The organism is Microbulbifer sp. MKSA007, assembly GCA_032615215.1.
Taxonomy (GTDB): Bacteria; Pseudomonadota; Gammaproteobacteria; order Pseudomonadales; family Cellvibrionaceae; genus Microbulbifer.
In genome coordinates, this window is sequence record CP128433.1 from 2792793 (window position 1) to 2809275 (window position 16483).

13 protein-coding genes are annotated in these 16483 nt (G+C 48.9%); 8 read left to right on the forward strand and 5 right to left on the reverse strand.

Annotated elements, in window-relative coordinates:
* Window positions 1–7 precede the first annotated feature (7 nt).
* From betA to QT397_15305, 3 genes are all read left to right on the forward strand, one after another.
* The gene (gene betA / locus QT397_15295; protein WNZ54258.1) at window positions 8–1681 is read left to right on the forward strand and encodes a choline dehydrogenase; all 1674 of its coding nucleotides are present in this window, start codon (window positions 8–10) and stop codon (window positions 1679–1681) included.
* A gap of 123 nt (window positions 1682–1804) precedes the next feature.
* Window positions 1805–3022 carry a BCCT family transporter gene (locus QT397_15300; GenBank protein ID WNZ54259.1) on the forward strand — a complete coding sequence of 406 codons (1218 nt, stop codon included), beginning with the start codon at window positions 1805–1807 and terminating at the stop codon, window positions 3020–3022.
* 63 nt (window positions 3023–3085) lie between these two features.
* Window positions 3086–3799, forward strand: a complete 714-nt coding sequence (locus QT397_15305; protein WNZ54260.1) for a TorF family putative porin — start codon at window positions 3086–3088, stop codon at window positions 3797–3799.
* Between the two features lie 55 nt (window positions 3800–3854).
* Here QT397_15305 and QT397_15310 read toward each other — a convergent pair whose 3' ends face one another.
* Window positions 3855–5522, reverse strand: a complete 1668-nt coding sequence (locus QT397_15310; protein ID WNZ54261.1) for a BCCT family transporter — start codon at window positions 5520–5522, stop codon at window positions 3855–3857.
* Between the two features lie 287 nt (window positions 5523–5809).
* Between QT397_15310 and QT397_15315 the strand changes: the two genes are divergently transcribed.
* Window positions 5810–6721 carry a M15 family metallopeptidase gene (locus QT397_15315; GenBank protein WNZ54262.1) on the forward strand — a complete coding sequence of 304 codons (912 nt, stop codon included), beginning with the start codon at window positions 5810–5812 and terminating at the stop codon, window positions 6719–6721.
* Window positions 6722–6751: 30 nt separating this feature from the next.
* Here QT397_15315 and QT397_15320 read toward each other — a convergent pair whose 3' ends face one another.
* Together QT397_15320 and QT397_15325 are read right to left on the reverse strand one after the other, a co-directional pair.
* Window positions 6752–8446, reverse strand: coding sequence for a BCCT family transporter (locus QT397_15320; protein WNZ54263.1), 1695 nt, complete (start codon window positions 8444–8446; stop codon window positions 6752–6754).
* A gap of 264 nt (window positions 8447–8710) precedes the next feature.
* Window positions 8711–9769, reverse strand: a complete 1059-nt coding sequence (locus QT397_15325) for a DNA-binding protein (GenBank protein ID WNZ54264.1) — start codon at window positions 9767–9769, stop codon at window positions 8711–8713.
* A gap of 192 nt (window positions 9770–9961) precedes the next feature.
* On the opposite strand from QT397_15325, the gene QT397_15330 reads away from it, so the two are divergent.
* Complete coding sequence (locus QT397_15330; GenBank protein ID WNZ54265.1) at window positions 9962–10972, forward strand: site-specific integrase; 1011 nt, start codon at window positions 9962–9964, stop codon at window positions 10970–10972.
* 91 nt (window positions 10973–11063) lie between these two features.
* Window positions 11064–12226 (forward strand): IS3 family transposase gene (locus tag QT397_15335; protein ID WNZ54266.1). Its coding sequence is split into 2 segments (ribosomal slippage): window positions 11064–11322 and window positions 11322–12226, totalling 1164 coding nucleotides; the frame shifts between segments, so codons are not numbered across the junction.
* 110 nt (window positions 12227–12336) lie between these two features.
* Here the strand turns inward: QT397_15335 and QT397_15340 are convergent.
* Entirely contained in the window at window positions 12337–13371 is a 1035-nt protein-coding gene (locus tag QT397_15340; protein WNZ54267.1) for an IS481 family transposase, read from the reverse strand.
* A 449-nt stretch (window positions 13372–13820) separates the two neighbouring features.
* Between QT397_15340 and QT397_15345 the strand changes: the two genes are divergently transcribed.
* A complete protein-coding gene (locus tag QT397_15345; protein WNZ54268.1) occupies window positions 13821–14555 on the forward strand; it encodes a hypothetical protein in 735 nt (244 codons plus the stop codon).
* A gap of 237 nt (window positions 14556–14792) precedes the next feature.
* Here QT397_15345 and QT397_15350 read toward each other — a convergent pair whose 3' ends face one another.
* Complete coding sequence (locus QT397_15350; GenBank protein ID WNZ54269.1) at window positions 14793–15383, reverse strand: hypothetical protein; 591 nt, start codon at window positions 15381–15383, stop codon at window positions 14793–14795.
* Window positions 15384–15591: 208 nt separating this feature from the next.
* On the opposite strand from QT397_15350, the gene QT397_15355 reads away from it, so the two are divergent.
* Window positions 15592–16341, forward strand: a complete 750-nt coding sequence (locus tag QT397_15355) for an NAD(P)H-dependent oxidoreductase (protein ID WNZ54270.1) — start codon at window positions 15592–15594, stop codon at window positions 16339–16341.
* Window positions 16342–16483: the final 142 nt, after the last annotated feature.

Sequence of the window (16483 nt, forward strand, 5' to 3'; positions counted from 1 at the left end):
ACCCTGTATGAGTGAGTTTGACTACATCATTGTCGGCGCCGGCTCTGCCGGTTGCGTTCTGGCCAACCGCCTGTCTGTCCAGGAAGATAAAAAAGTCCTCCTGGTAGAGACAGGAGGTAGCGATCGCAGCATCTTTATCCAGATGCCCACCGCGCTGTCCATCCCCATGAATACTGAGAAGTACGCCTGGCAGTTTACGACTGAACCGGAGCCCCACTTGGATAACCGCAGTATGCACTGCCCCAGGGGCAAGGTACTCGGTGGTTCCTCCTCGATTAACGGGATGGTTTACGTGCGCGGGCACGCTAAAGACTTTGATGAGTGGGCACAGCACGGCGCCGAAGGCTGGGATTACGCCCACTGCCTGCCCTACTTTAAACGCTCTGAGACCTGGGCTTTCGGCGGTGATGATTACCGTGGTGACGAAGGCCCACTAGGGGTCAATAACGGCAATGAAATGGCCAACCCCCTTTATGGAGCCTTTATCGAAGCTGGCAAAGAAGCTGGCTACGACTACACCGCAGATTACAATGGTGAGCAGCAAGAGGGCTTTGGCCCCATGCATATGACGGTAAAAGATGGAAAGCGCTGGTCTACCGCCAACGCCTACTTGAAACCGGCCATGCAACGCCCCAATTTGACGGTATTGACCCACGCCACTGTGCATAAGGTGATTCTGGAAGGTAAACGGGCAGTCGGAATCAAACTTGAACGCAAGGGAAAGATCCTGGAATTCAAGGCGCGGCAGGAAGTCATCCTCAGCGCAGGTCCCATCGGCTCCCCTCACCTTCTTCAGCTCTCCGGAATCGGAGATCCAGACACACTGGCAGAAGCCGGTATCGAACTCCAGCACGAACTCCCCGGCGTCGGCCAAAACTTGCAGGACCACCTGGAGTTCTATTTCCAGTTCCGCTGCAACCAACCGATTTCCCTGAATGGCAAGCTCGACCCCTGGAATAAATTCCTGATCGGCGCTCGTTGGATACTGAAGAAGGATGGTCTCGGAGCCACCAACCATTTCGAGTCCTGCGGTTTTATTCGCTCCAAAGAAAATGTGGAGTGGCCGGACCTGCAATATCACTTCCTGCCAGCAGCCATGCGCTATGACGGCCGCGAAGCTTTCGACGGCCACGGCTTCCAGGTGCATATCGGGCACAACAAGCCCAAGAGTCGCGGCAGAGTCAAAGTGGTGAGCAGTGATCCCAAGCAATCCCCTTCCATCCTGTTTAATTATTTACAGGAGAAAGAGGATATTGAGGGTTTCCGTGCTTGTGTGCGACTAACTCGCGAGATTATCAATCAGCCGGCTTTCGACGAGTACCGGGGCGATGAAATCCAGCCCGGCACCGATATCCAGACTGATGAACAAATTGACGCTTTCGTACGGGAATCCGTCGAGAGTGCATACCACCCATCCTGCTCCTGCAAGATGGGCACTGATGCAATGGCAGTGGTAGACCCGGAAACCCGTGTACACGGATTGCAGGGCTTGAGAGTTGTAGATTCCTCCATCTTTCCGACCATTCCCAACGGCAACCTGAATGCGCCCACCATTATGGTGGCGGAGCGGGCTGCTGACCTGATTTTAGGGCGCCCAGTATTGGCGCCCTCCGAGGCACCGGTAGCGACCAACGCTACCAGCACTCAGCGACCTGGCCGCCCTGCGCGCTCAGTGAGCTGATTTTTCGTCGGCGCTCTGGCAGAGATTTGACTGCCCCCTTCAACCGCGACGGGGATACTCAAATCTCGCACAGCAACGCCCTTGAGGGGCGCCGGCATACCAATAACTAGCTGGAGACTCAGCATGACAGCTTGGCTTTCTGCGGGATTATTATTTACCTTCACGGCAATAATTTTCTCGCTGATTAAATGGGGAAATGTGAAGATGGTCGGGGTGACCCCGGTTAAAACCTTCACTTTTATAGCGATCCTTTTCACCTCCGGCCTCGATGTAGGCCTTATCATGTTCCCCCTCACTGAGTTCGGTGGCTACGCAGACCTAACCGCAAACCCAGAATACGGCTTCACCAACGCACTCGCGATTGAGTTTGGTTTTTGGGCCTTCCTGATCTGGGGTTTCTACTTCCTCACCTGTTTTTACTTCTGCATTATCGAGCCCAAAGTTAAATTCTTTGAGATCGGCCTGGTAAAGCTGATCAACAACGTGGTGATTATCGGTACCTGCGCGTTTACCGCCTACCTGCTGCTTAGCAACCTGCCCTGGTATCTGCCACAGGTTGGCGATGGTGAAACCATTGTTGGCACCTTCTACCTGATCGTCTTTGCCGTGATCGCCGCTGCGGTCTACTCATCCACCAGCCTGCGCTATGTGCGCTTCCTCAGCTTGGCGACTACCTGGATGTTTATTGGCCTGATCGCGGTAATGTGGGTAGGCGCCTTTACCGGTGAGAACGGTAGCGTTGGCGACTTCGCTTCCACCTTTGCGCTGCTCGGCGGTTACTTCGGTAATATCCACCAGTTCGTGCTGCCGCTGAATGACTACCACGAGTTCTACCTGTTCTGGTGGTTTGCCTGGAGCATTATGATTGGCCAGTTTACCTCCCGCTTTGTGGGCGGCCTGCGCACTTACCAAGTACTGGCGGCGATGCTGATATTCCCATCCATCCCCATCGCGCTCTGGTTCACCGTGCTCTACTACTACTCCAGCCAAGGCCTGGATACCAGTGGCTTCTACAACCTGGCTATGGTGATTGTGGGTGTTACCTTCGTGATCAACTCGCTGGATTCCCTGATTCGCCTCTACACCGACAACCTGGGCATGACCGTTGCGCGTCTGGGCAAGTGGAAATACTTCGTCCTGAACCTGGTTGCGATGAGCCTGCTCACCCTGCTGTTCAAGCTCAACTTCCTGCAAATCCAGTGGATCGGCGCTCTGGTAATTGGCATTTTCTTCTGCTGCCTGGGTTACATCCTGGTGAAACGCTTCAGGGCAGTAGCAGCTATCGACTCCTCGCCTAAAGAAAACAAGATCGACTTTAGCAAGATCGAACTGGCGAGCTAACTGTTGAAATCCCCCGCCTGGTTTGGCGGGGGCTACAAAATATAAATAAGTGGTAATTGAACAATGAAATCAACTTTGAAACTTTCTGCACTGACCTGCGCTTCCCTGCTGGTGCTTGCCCAACAATCCCAAGCGGAGCTGTCCTCTACTGTAAACCTGACTACTGACTACACCTTTAACGGTGTCAGCCAGACTCAAAACGACCCAGCACTGCAAGCCAGTCTGGACTACGGTTTTGATAGCGGCTGGTATATCGGCACCTGGGCTTCCAACGTAGACTTCGGTGGCGATGACGACACCAACCTGGAGTGGGACTTCTATGCCGGTAAATTTATGCAGCTCAATGAAAAAGTGAGCCTGGATACCGGCATCGCCTATTACACCTATCACGGCGATGATGATCTCTCTGATGACTACGCCTATCCGGAAGCTTATGCCAAGCTTGGCTACAGCTCTACTCTAGGCGAATCAGAAGTCAATGGCTGGTATAGCTGGGATTACTTTGGCACGGGCGGTGGTCATTACATTATGATGCTGGCGCATACCTTTGAGTTTGCAGAAGGTCACAACGTTCGCTTCAGTGTTGACCGCTCTACCAGCGTCAATAAAGACAAATGGACCTGGGATGGTAAAAAATCTTACAACCACTACCGAGTGGAGTATATGACTTCCCTGGAAGGTTTTGATTTCAATATTGCCGCCGAGAATACCAATCTCGACGTGGGCACTGCTGACGAGCGAATTGTCTTCTCTGTTGCCCGCACTTTTAGTCTTTAAACTATAAGTGCAGCCGGGGCTTTAGACAGCCCCGGCATATCTTACTAGTCTGCTCTTAAGGCGATTCTTCTTTTCCGCCCCCGCTAATCTCCTCTGCAGATCTCATCACAACTTGCCCTGATTCAGCATTTCCACTCCAGGCACTTTCCTCAGCTACCCCTTCCAAAACAATTTCCTTTTCAAGGATAACTGGGTGTAAATTCAAGTCATGCCGTGCAACTTTAACCATTGAGATACAAAGCAAGAGGGCAATTAGCAGCAAAGGGACACCGGCGATAATGCTTGCCGCCTGCAATGCTTCCAGCCCGCCAATAAGCAACAAAGCAATAGGCATTACTGCCAGCGCGAAGGCCCAGAAAATTCGATTCCACCGAAGCGGCTCGCCATGGACCTCTTTCTGCACAACGGCGGCAAGAATATGAGATATGGAGTCAAAAGTAATGACCGTGAAAACCAGTGCGATCAGCGTATACAGCAACACAACTAACTGGCTCGCCGGCAACATATCCAAAACGGCAAAGATCACGGTATTGGCCCCCTGCTGATTCAGTATTTGCACCAAGTCCAGCTCGCCCGAAAAATGCAAGTAAACGCCGTAGTTGCCTAGCACCATAAAAAACAAGAAGCAGCCAAAAGTTCCAAAAAATAGTGATCCAAGAATCATCGCCTTGATAGTCCGCCCTCCGGAGATACGCGCAATAAATAAGCCAATACTCGGAGCAAAAACCAACCACCAAGCCCAATAGAAGACAGTCCAGTCCTGGGGGAAGCGAGTACTGGGGAACTGTTTAAAATGAGAGAAGGACTCAGTCCAAGTGGCCATTTGCAAGAAGTTATGCAGCGCTCTACCCAGGGAATCCAATCCACTATTGAGCATAAATAGTGTTGGTCCCGCGATAAACACGAAGAGCAGCAAAACGAGTGAGAGAAAAATTGTAAAGTTTGATAGGACACTAAGGCCCCGCTTTACGCCGGCAAGAGCACAGTAACCAAACAATAGCGCACAAAATATCAGTGCCCCAACCTGAAATCCCACCCCAGTAGGAACCCCAAATAGCTTATGTAATCCCAAAGTAATCAACGGCGCCGCAATACCAAGCCGTGTAGCCGCGCCCCCTAACATGCCAAATACCAGGGAAGTATCGATAAGCTTACCAACGGGCCCGCCCACTCTACGATCACCCAATACTGGCGCGAGCGCTTGGCTCAACTTGAGAACCTTGCGTTTGCGCACATAGTAGTAATAGGCAATTGGCAGTGCGGGGATCAGATAGATAGACCAAGCCAGCGGTCCCCAGTGAAAGATACCGTAGGAGACTGCCCAGCGTGCGGCTTCCGCTGAGCTCGCTTTAACCTGAAACGGTGGCTGCTGGTAGTAATAGATCCATTCAACCATCGACCAGTATAAAATCGACGCGCCAATACCGGAAGAAAACAACATGGCAGCCCAGGATAGAGTTGAGAATTCGGGGCCCTCTTTCCCCCCTCCCAACTTTATCCTGCCGATATCACTGAAGGCGATATACAGCACAAATAACATCGCACCTAGGCCAAGCAGGAGATAAAAGACCCCCAACTTCTCTGTTACCAGATTTTTAGCTGCCAATAACCATAAAGAACCCGCCTCGGGAAAGAGGATCAAGGGCACTGTCGCCACTAGTAGCAATGCAAAAGAGCCCCAAAAGGTGGGCTTGTCTATGAGATCCTTTGTTCCCTTATTCAACAAGGGTTCCTTCTGAAAAGATGTTCTTACAAAACGGGAAGGAGTTGGGAGCTAAATCAATTACAGTCTGGCTATTTTTTGACCAGCCGGAACAAAGTTGCTGAAACTAAAGACGCCAATCTTTAAGGCGAGCACTGCACTGCCATTTACCAACCGCTAGCATGACGTGATTAGCATCCTTTTGAGTGCTGATTTAACAGGCCAAATGCAATTCAAGAGTGAACAGGATGTGCATACTCAAATACTATTTGAAACGGGGCTTTCCCAAAGGAATACCGAGAAGCGATATGTATAAGAAGGCTATCGCCGCCATTGCGGGCCTGGTGCTATTTGCATGCACCAAGGACCAAGATAGGAATATCAATGTTAATGATTTTGAACCTGAAGCAAAGGTAGGGATTTACGACATTTCCCAAGAAGACTGTGAGCTGATGAAGCTCCGGCAGGTTCTTCGGAACAGCTCCCCTATTGGCTGTGAAAGGCTGAAAAGAGTCGTCTTCAACTATGCGCCTCTCTTGGATACCCCTGCTCAGGATAATGTTGGCATCGAAGCTGTTCTATACCGCAGAGGCGCTGTTGTTGTACTTGATATCGTTGCCGAGAGCGTCTTGTCTTTATTTGGTGAGGTCTATCGATCTCGCTTTCCAATACAGTCAGCCATTCCTGTCGAATATTTTACTCTGCAACAGCGAATAGCAGATGATCGAAACAACACGCTGGCCTTTGATTCCCGGCCTATTACTGGCGGGAGCAGATGGTCTGAGCACGCTTATGGTGTCGCTATTGATATTAACCCCCTACAAAACCCCTACCTGTATATTGATAAACACACCCGGGCCAAAGTAATTCCCAAGGATGCAACAGAGGGGTATTTAAACCGGGCAAAGTTTCGCCCGGGAAAGCCAACGCGTATGGGGATGTCTGAAGATGTAACCACAATCTTTGCCAGGCATGGCTTCGCTGTCTGGGGTGGAGACTGGAATGTCCCGATTGATTATATGCACTTCCAGGTTGGCTCCCGTCAGTTCATTAATCGCCTTGTAACTTTGCCAAAGGAGAGTGCAAAACAACTATTTAACCGATATACCCAGCAATTGAATTGCTGTTTTGAGGAGAGCAACTCGATAAAAAACGCTACTCTCCTCAGAAAATATTGTGTCGATAAAGTGGTATCAGAATTTGATGGAGAGCAGGAGTGAAGGCTTCGGCCTCCTCCTGCTGCCCAACTATTAAAGTCGAGAAGGATGGCTTCCAGGATCGCCCTCTATATGGGGTTTGTCATCGTGGGATACGCCGTGCTCTGCCTGGGCTGGAACCTCCCAATTCCCCTCTTCTGTCCACGGATCATCCTCTGGAAACTCTTCAATATAGATTTCCTTCTCTTCGTAGCTCGGCTGGTAGCGCAGGTCAAAATGAGCGGCTTTCACAATCGATATGCACAGCAGCAAAGCAACAACTAAAAGCGGCACACCACCGATCACGCTGGCAGTTTGCAGTGTATCCAGGCCGCCCAAAAACAGCAGCGTTATCGGCATCAGTGAAAGCGCAAATGCCCAAAACAGGCGGTTCCATCTAGCCGGCTCTTCATCGACCTCTTTCTGCACAACAGCAGCAAGAATGTATGAGATGGAATCGAATGTAGTTGCAGTAAAGATGAGGGCGAGCACCGTATATACAAGAATCACCAGTTTACTGCCGGGAAGTGTCTTGAGTGTGGCAAAAATTGCGGCAGTTGCGCCCTGCTCATTTAGCATCCCAACCACATCCAGCTCACCGGAAAACTGTAAGTAGACGCCGTAATTCCCCAGCACCATAAAGAACAGGAAACAGCCTAAGGTGCCATAAAAAATGGAGCCAACCACCATGGTCTTAATGGTTCTCCCCCGCGAGATACGCGCAATAAACAAGCCGACACTGGGAGCGAAAACCAACCACCACGCCCAATAGAAGATGGTCCAGTCTTGGGGAAAATGGGTATCCGGGAACTGCTCAAACTCTGCAAATGGCTCAGTCCAGGCAGCCATATGGAAGATGTTATCCAAGACACGACCCAGGGCATCCAAGCCGGTGTTCAACATAAATAAGGTGGGGCCAACCAGGAAAACAAACAGAAGCAGTACAATAGACAGCCACATATTCAGGTTGGAAAGTGCGCGGATACCTTTCTTAAGCCCAACAAAAGCGCTATAGCCGAAGATTGCCGTGCATATCATCAGCACTACAACCTGGGTTCCCAGCCCGGTGGGCACGCCCAAGAGTTCATGAGCCCCCTGAGTGATCAGCGGCGCAGCAATTCCCAAGGTCGTAGCACCGCCGCCCAACATACCAAAGATAAACAGCACGTCGATCAGCTTGCCGAGTCCGCCCTGGGCGCGCTGCTCCCCCAAAACGGGCATCAGCGCCTCACTAATTTTCAGCACGCTATGGTTTCGAACGTAGTAGAAGTAAGCGATCGGCAAAGCGGGAATCAGGTAGATCGACCATGCCAGCGGACCCCAGTGGAAAATACCGTAGGCAACAGCCCAGCGTGCAGCCTCGGGAGTGCCTCCTTCAACCTGGAAAGGTGGGGTTTGGTAATAGTAGATCCACTCAACCATAGACCAGTAGAGAATCGAAGCACCGATACCCGCACAAAAAAGCATTGACGCCCAGGATATCGTGGAGAACTCTGGGTCCTCTTCAGGCGTCCCCAGCTTGATCTGGCCGATATCGCTAAACACGATATAGACCATAAAGAGGATTGCCCCGACACCCAGTGCCAGATAGAAAACCCCTAGCTTGTCAGTAACAAAACCTTTAGCGGCTAAAACCCAGGCGGCACCCACTTCCGGGAATAGTACCAAAGGGATTGTCACTGCCAGAAGCAGCGCCAGTGAACCAAAAAAAGTGGGTTTATCGATGATTTCTCTGAAATGACTAGACAACACTTGCCTCCCAAATGCCTTGCAAACCGCGGCAAATAAAAGCAAGGGGGACTTTATATAAGGAACTTTATTATGCGGTGTTAGTGAATAGAGCTTATATAAGGATAGGTAGGTCAACTACAGCTAAATTTGCTTTTACTTATGTCCAATAGTACCAGCTAGTCAACGTATTTCAATTTTACTGCTGTCACATCTGTTTAGGTGCGACAACCAATTGAACTGGGGCTATCAACTGACGACCGCCCCAGCCTGCCGGGTTCTGAACTACTGCTTACCCAAAGATTTTTCCAGTTGAGCAAACTGTCCTTGCAGCATTGCCTTCTCCTGTAGAAGGATACGATTCTCGTCTGACAAGACCTCTATCCGGTCTTTTGTAGCGCCCAGTTCCGCATCCAGTCTTTCCAAAGATACTTGCTGAAGCTGAATCTCTTTAGCTTGTCCTACACCGCTGCTCTGGAGGCGGGTAACCTCATCCTGTAATCGTGTAATTTCAGAAGATTGGGATTCAGCGCTTGCTGCCTGCTCTTCAGCCTGCCGCTTATAGTTTGCTGCTTCGGCTTGAGCGGCGCCTATATTTTCACGCAACTCCTGCTTTTCCCGATTGAGTTCAGTAATTAATGCCTGCCCCTGCTTATACAGAAGGCCCTGCTCAGAAAGCTTCTGTTCCGCCAGCCCGAGCTGCTCCGCCAGTGAAGCCACCTGCCCCTTAAGCTGCTCACTGGAAGATCGAAACTGATCTCGCTCGTGCTGCCGGTCTGTAGCTGTTCGTTGCTGGAAGTGCTCAAAGTGCTCGCGCACATCGCGATTCTCCTGCTTCATCTCTTCAATTGAGGCCTTCTGCTCCTCAACTCGAACCGAGGCCTGCTCCAATTGAAACTCACTTTTTTCCAGTTCTGACTGAGCTTCACCCAGGGTAACTTTGAGGCGGCGCTTCTCACTTTCAGAAGCTGAAAGCTTCTGCTCCAACTCGCGAATCAAAGCGGTTTGTTTGCTACTGGCCTCTTGAGCTTCGTTTAGTCTCTCTGTTATCTCCAGCTCTTTCGCTTCAAATTCCTGCTGAACCTGCTCCACTCTCTGGTCCGCATCCCCCTGGATACGCTGATGAAGCCCTTTCAGCGCCTCCACCAAATCTTTGGGTAGGCCGCTGATATCAGTGCTACTGGAACTCTCACTTTTCCACCGCTTTAGAAGCGGCGCAATTGTACTTTTACTCCCAGTCCCCAGATGAGCGCGCACTCTATCAACTGTCGGCTCCTCGCCCCGGGCCTTAATCGCCTTTGCTGCTTCAAAAATGTCCAGATAGGTGACCCCTGTGCGCGCCATTAACCTTCCCTCAGATTATTTTGTACCAAATTACGTATTACGTAATAATACATAACATATAAAAATAAACCAATTCTTGAATTAACCTAACTAACCTTCGATAATGATTCTTATCGAAGGTTATAAGAGTAAGGAAGCCCCCATCTAACGTACCCTCAGTACAAATAGTGGTTTTCGGGTGACACAGAATTCATGAGAAAACAGCCCCTGGCCTCAACCAAAATCCAACCTCAGTCCCAGCTCAGCAGTACATCTACCGGAGCTGGAGCACTTCTGACTGAGGATGACATTCAGAAGTACCTGAGAGCAGCGACTTCAGACAGCACTCGCAAAGCCTATCGGTCTGCCATTCGCCAGTTCGAGAAATGGGGAGGTCGGCTCCCCACCGATAGCCATTCACTGGTTAGCTATCTATTGAGCCGGGCCGAACAATTGAACCCGCGCACCCTGGATTTGCACCTAACGGCCATAGGCCAGTGGCACCTTTATCAAGGCATTGCCAACCCAGTCGCTGAGCCGCTGGTGCAGAAAACCATGCGCGGTATTCGCCGCACCCACGGAAAGCCCAAGCAAAAAGCCAAGGCGCTGAGCCTCGAACACATTGCCACCCTCACCCGACAGTTACGCTCTCAGCCTGATTCCAAGAAGAAGGCCCGTGACTTGGCATTGGTGCTGGTAGGTTTCTTCGGTGCCTTCCGGCGCAGTGAGTTGGTGGCGATCCAGGTAGAAGACCTGATATGGGAGGAGGAAGGATTGATCATTCGCCTACCCAAATCAAAGACGGATCAAAGTGGTCAAGGAATGATGCGTGCCCTTCCCTACGGCACCCCTGAAATCTGCCCCGCACGAGCACTTAAGTCCTGGCTAGACGTTAGTGGCATTAGAACTGGACCAGTATTTCGATCGGTCAATCGCTGGGACACAGTGCAAAGTCGACAGCTAAACCCCACAGCTATCAACGATCTACTGAAAAATCTCGGGGAAGCCTGCGGTTTTGACTTTGTTGCCGAACTCAGCAGCCACAGCTTTCGCCGAGGCCTGTCTACTTCCGCTGCGCGAGAAAAAGTTGGCTTTGAGCTGATCAAGAAGCAAGGTGGGTGGAAGAGTGATGCCACTGTCTGGGAGTATATTGAGGAGGGGCAACAGTTTACCGACAACGCCTCAGCTATCTTGATGAAGAAGATGTCGGAACTGATCGATTAGTAATGACTTATGCACTATTAGCAATAGGTTGATCCTACCCATCAACGATGGACACTCTCTTAAGCGATAAACTACGCAGCAGAGGTGCTCTATGACAAGATCAAATAAACCAACCAAAACCACTCGTAAACAATACTCAGAGGAGTATAGGAAGGATGCCCTAGCACTGGCGCTCAAGGTCGGGGTAAGCGTTGCCGCTAAACAGCTTGGATTGCATCCTTCCCAGATTTACGGATGGCGAAGTAAGTCTAAGTTACATCAGAGCCGAGGGGATGCGGAGAGAGAGCTGGCCACAGAAAATGCTCGACTTAAGCGGCAGCTGGCTGAGCAGGCAGAGGAGCTGGCGATCTTAAAAAAGGCCGCAGCGTACTTTGCAAAGAGCCTGAAATGAGGTACGCCTTCATGCAAAAGCACAGGCATGAATTCAGCATCAAAGCGATGGCCAAGGTATTGGGCGTATCTCGCAGTGGCTTTTATAACTGGGTTTCAAGATCGGCTGACCAATCCAAGCACCAGCAGTACCGAATGCAGCTCGATAGCTTGGTACAGCAGCGCTTTATAGCCAGCAAAGAACGTAGCGGCGCCCCTCGTCTGACGAAGGAGTTGGCCAGTGAGGGGAGTAAATATAATCAGAAAACAATTGCTGCCAGCATGCGTCGACAGGGCCTACGGGCTAAAGCAGGCAGGAGGTATAAAGCCACAACCTACTCAAAACATGGTCTGCCAGTAGCTCCAAATTTGCTTGAGCAGAACTTTAATGCTGAAGCGCCGAATCAGAAATGGGCTGGGGATATTACCTACCTACGAACGGAAGAAGGTTGGTTATATCTGGCTGTAGTGATAGACCTATATAGTCGGCTGATTATTGGTTGGGCGATGTCAGAAACGATGACGGCTACATTGGTCTGTGACGCCCTTCAAATGGCTTTATGGCGACGTAAGAAACCTACGAATGTTATCGTGCATACTGACAGGGGAAGCCAGTATTGTTCTAAAGATTATCAATCTTTAATTACAGCGTATGATCTGCGGTGCAGCATGAGCGCCAAAGGTAATTGCTATGATAATGCTTGTGCAGAAACGTTCTTCCACTCACTTAAGGTAGAAGCAATCCATGGTAACCGCTTTCCTACAAGGTGCCTCATGCGAGAAACCGTATTTGAGTATATAGAGATAGACTACAATCGAAATCGCTTACACAGCGCCAATGGCTATCTCAGCCCTGAGGCGTTTGAGGAACAACTAGTCGCTTAGTGGTGTGTTCGTTGTTGATGGGTAGGATCAGGTCTTTACCCTAAAATGTAGTAGTTCAGACTTGATCTGACAGTTACCGGTTTTTCAGGAGGTGCTCTGTCAGGTCAAATTCAGCTTACGAGCTTTTCCTTCCAAATACTTTTTCCATCTTCAAGAGTTGCCATCGGAGTTCGACCGCAACACTTCTTACCCTGGTGGGTTCTCTCATTATTGTAATATGTGAGCCATTCGTCTAGATCCTTTTGCAAGTCCTCTATTGATCCATAGATCTTGCGGCGTAATGAAGGTTGATAGAACTCTTGTAAAATAGTTTTATGAAAGCGCTCACAGATCCCATTTGTTTGCGGATGCCTGGCTTTTGTCTTCGTGTGTTCTATTTCGTTCACACTCAGATATAGCTGGTAGTCGTGCTGCTCCAACTTGCCACAATATTCAGTACCACGATCAGTTAGGATACGCAGCACTGGCAGATCATGCATGGCATAAAATGGCAGTACACGATCATTCAGAAGGTCTGCCGCAGTGATTGGCGTTTTGGTGGTATACAGCTTGCAATGAGCCACCTTTGCATAGGTATCGACATAGGTTTGTTGGTAAACACGTCCGACGCCCTTAAAGGTTCCTACATAGAAGGTATCCTGCGAGCCCAGATAACCTGGGTGTTGAGTATCAATTTCACCACAGGCTTCATCATCATGACGTTTTCTCTCTAAAGCTTGAACCTGTGACTCTGTAAGGATCAGTCCCTCCTCAGCCACCTTGGCCTCAAGTGCCTTTAATCGCAATTTGAAGTTAGCAAGGTCGTGCCGTAACCAGATACTCCGAACACCACTAGGGGACACAAATACACCGCGTTTGCGCAGCTCATTGGAAACTCGAACCTGCCCGTGGGCAGGCTCTTGGACGGCATAAGTTAACACTGCCTCTTCAATGGCTGTGTCAACACGGTTCTTGTGGTTGGGCACGCGCCGGTTCTTCTCAAGAAGGGCGTCCACGCCGCCACTTGAAACGGCTTCCTTATAGCGATAGAAAGTGTCTCTCGACACACCCAGCATCTTGCAAGCTTTGGAGATATTGCCGAGTTCTTCTGCCAGATTTAGCAATCCGGTCTTGTGTTTGATGATGCGATCATTAGTATGGATCATGGGGTTTATCCTTGGTTTTGCTTTTAGGTTTAGGCACCTTCATCAAAACCGGTAAACCCCTCTTTTTCAAGGGAATGTGTCAGATTTGGTCTGAACTAATACACCTAAAATAAATGCAATAGTTAAAGCACTTGAAGGTTACAAATACTCAAACCTCTACTTCTTGGCATGAATATTACATCGCCACCTAGACTGGATTCAAATTCCATTGGCGGCTCTTATATCTCGCTAAGGCGGTGCCAAGAGGCTTGAAAAGCGAGCAAATTAAAAGATACGGGGCCCTATGCATGGTTAATTGATTCAACTGGGCAAGCGAAAAGTCAAGCTCAAGCATTATCCAACACTTAATTAATACTTATTTACAATTATATACATATCAAGCGTTGTCTAAGCTAGTAAGGATTGATATTAATCGATCTATCAGTTGTCTGATTATGGAATAAAAATAGATGAAGCTAAAAAAACTAAGGTTCAACAGTAATGACTTAGCGAAAGTTTCAGGCTATCTATTTTTTATTCAGTTCATATTGTTTGTTGGGTTCATTATTTTACTACCAAACAATATACAGTTCTTTAAGCCCAGCTCTACAATTCAAATGGGCGATTTTTTGATCGCGCTTGGCCAAACCCCAAATGAATTTATTATCCTGAAATTGATTTTACTCGCATTAAGGACCTGTTATGCCCTTTCGTTTGTATTTATTGCAGTCCTATTTTGGGAGAATAGTAAAGTTGCTTCAGCGGCATTGATTTCATTCACCCTGGTCTCCGTAGCTATTATCAATATTGCCCAGCTCTTGGGATTAGCACTTATACCAATAGCTAATGATTATACAAGCTCCTTGGCACTAGGCGATAATATCAGGACGATCTCATTAGAAACGTCAGCTTTCGGAATTTATGTAGCTCAAGAATTATTGGATACGTTCGTAAATACGGTGACTTTTAACGGTATATTTGTATGTCTATTCGCAATCTCCTGTTACAAAGTAGAGTTAAAATATACCAAATGGCTTATCCCTATTATGATGATCCTCCCATATAACAGGTTCTTTGATTTACCTGCTGTATTGAGCTTAGTCTCAGGGTTGCTCAATGTCATTGTTACAGCAATTTACTTTCTATTGATGGGGTTTTTCTTATTAAAAATGAGCTCACCAGAAACCTCCAAATCAACTGTTTAAGTAAAATAGAGTTTAATCTGCTCAGATTGTTTGAATTGCGAGTAGCCAAAAGTACATTTTCTGTCAGTTTAGCCTGAATAGAGCACATGATACTGCCCCTCTACCTGTGCAATGGTCAAATTGAGTGCCGTACAATCATTGTTGCCAGGTTGTTAGGCAGAGTCGAACTCACAAAAACTTGAGCCTCAAGCAGTACATGAGAGATCTATCACGATGGATGATCTAATGCCTGTATCCCTACTGCTTGGTATGGGTTTCATTGAAAATTGATTCCCAATCCTGATCAAAGGTCTCGGGTATCGATGAGGATGACCTCCGAAAGAACAGAACCCCAACGTGAGCTTCATGACCCTGCCCGGCAGAATGATCAGCTGTAACCTCTTCAATAAAGCCGCGCATGGTGCCACTGCCATCTAAGGTCAAATTTGTAACGCTCTCATCGGAAACATCAACAGCTACCAACTGGATTCTATTGCCACTCTTTATGTAGGCAAAGATACCGATATCCTTGGCAATAGTGGCCTCATTCACCGTCTCTTCAACCGCAGTCAGCTGGTGTTTAACATTCGGTTTCTTCGTTACCTCAAGATAACGGCCGCCACCGCCTACACCTGTTTGCTTGAGAACCTTAAAGGTCCGGCAAATTTGCCCCTTCTCCAAAGTAAAGGCGTCCGGGCTGTGCTCATAGAAAATAAACGACTCTCCTTCAACCGCACACCACACCCCCTCCAGGGAATCTTTGGCTTCCGGCTGAGCATTGGCATGCATGTTCACAAGAGTCATAAGTCCTGATACGAGCAAAAGTAATAGGTGATTTTTTATTTTCATGGAGACTTCCAAGGTGGTTATCAGTCAAATATAGGTGCAGCTTTATGGTTAGTTAATCTCTGAGCAAGCTGATTCACGCCAAAAGTAACGAGCTCTATGGATCTATAGTCCTCAAGTTGACCTCGGGCGAATAAGTCAAAACGATCCTCTTTGAAATCACGGGATTAGAACTCGGGCTATTATCTAAATTGTGGCAAGGAGGCCTTAAATGACGAAGCTAAATCAGAAGCAAATTGAAGACTGCAAGTCTAGCAAGTCGGACTTCTCCGACCTCAAGGCGCTATTCCTCAACTGCACTCTAAAGCCTACGCCTGAACTCTCCCATACAGACGGTCTAATTCGCATATCCAGGGAAATCATGGAGCGCAACAAAGTCTCAGTTGAGGTTTTACGCCCTGTTGATCACGACATCGCTTTTGGTGTTTACCCGGATATGACGGAGCATGGCTGGGACACTGATGAGTGGCCACTGCTCTATCGCCGGGTTGAAGACGCAGATATCCTGGTTATTACCACGCCGATCTGGTTGGGAGAGAAATCCTCTGTCTGCACCCAAACTATAGAAAGGCTCTATGCGAACTCAGCTGACCTGAACTCTAAAGGCCAGTACGCATACTACGGCCGGGTGGGCGGCTGCCTTATCACCGGCAATGAAGATGGCGCAAAGCACTGCGCCATGAATATTCTCTACTCTCTACAACACCTTGGCTATGTTATCCCTCCCCAGGCAGATGCGGCATGGGTGGGAGAAGCTGGCCCTGGCCCCTCGTATCTTGATCCCGGTTCCGGTGGTCCGCAAAACGACTTTACCAATCGCAACACCACCTTTATGACCTGGAACCTGATGCATATGGCGCGAATGATAAAAGATGCTGGGGGCATTCCCGCCCACGGCAATCAGCGCTCTGCCTGGGATGCCGGCTGTAAGCCCGACTTTCCTAACCCTGATTATCGATAGAAACATCCTGCATTTTTACATTTATAGAGCTAAGCAGCCTAAAGTTGTTGCTGCTTGGCCAAGTCTATCCGTATTTACAAAATCCTATTTACAAGATGTAGTACCAGGGATAAATTCCCGCCTTCTTTGCTCCCATTAACAC

Bases quoted from the DNA above. Each gene is read 5' to 3' on its own strand.
- betA (WNZ54258.1), top strand. From the start codon at position 8: ATGAGTGAGTTTGACTACATCATTGTCGGCGCCGGCTCTGCCGGTTGC.
- QT397_15300 (WNZ54259.1), top strand. From the start codon at position 1,805: ATGACAGCTTGGCTTTCTGCGGGATTATTATTTACCTTCACGGCAATA.
- QT397_15305 (WNZ54260.1), top strand. From the start codon at position 3,086: ATGAAATCAACTTTGAAACTTTCTGCACTGACCTGCGCTTCCCTGCTG.
- QT397_15315 (WNZ54262.1), top strand. From the start codon at position 5,810: ATGTATAAGAAGGCTATCGCCGCCATTGCGGGCCTGGTGCTATTTGCA.
- QT397_15325 (WNZ54264.1), bottom strand. From the start codon at position 9,769: ATGGCGCGCACAGGGGTCACCTATCTGGACATTTTTGAAGCAGCAAAG.
- QT397_15330 (WNZ54265.1), top strand. From the start codon at position 9,962: ATGAGAAAACAGCCCCTGGCCTCAACCAAAATCCAACCTCAGTCCCAG.
- QT397_15340 (WNZ54267.1), bottom strand. From the start codon at position 13,371: ATGATCCATACTAATGATCGCATCATCAAACACAAGACCGGATTGCTA.
- QT397_15345 (WNZ54268.1), top strand. From the start codon at position 13,821: ATGAAGCTAAAAAAACTAAGGTTCAACAGTAATGACTTAGCGAAAGTT.
- QT397_15350 (WNZ54269.1), bottom strand. From the start codon at position 15,383: ATGAAAATAAAAAATCACCTATTACTTTTGCTCGTATCAGGACTTATG.
- QT397_15355 (WNZ54270.1), top strand. From the start codon at position 15,592: ATGACGAAGCTAAATCAGAAGCAAATTGAAGACTGCAAGTCTAGCAAG.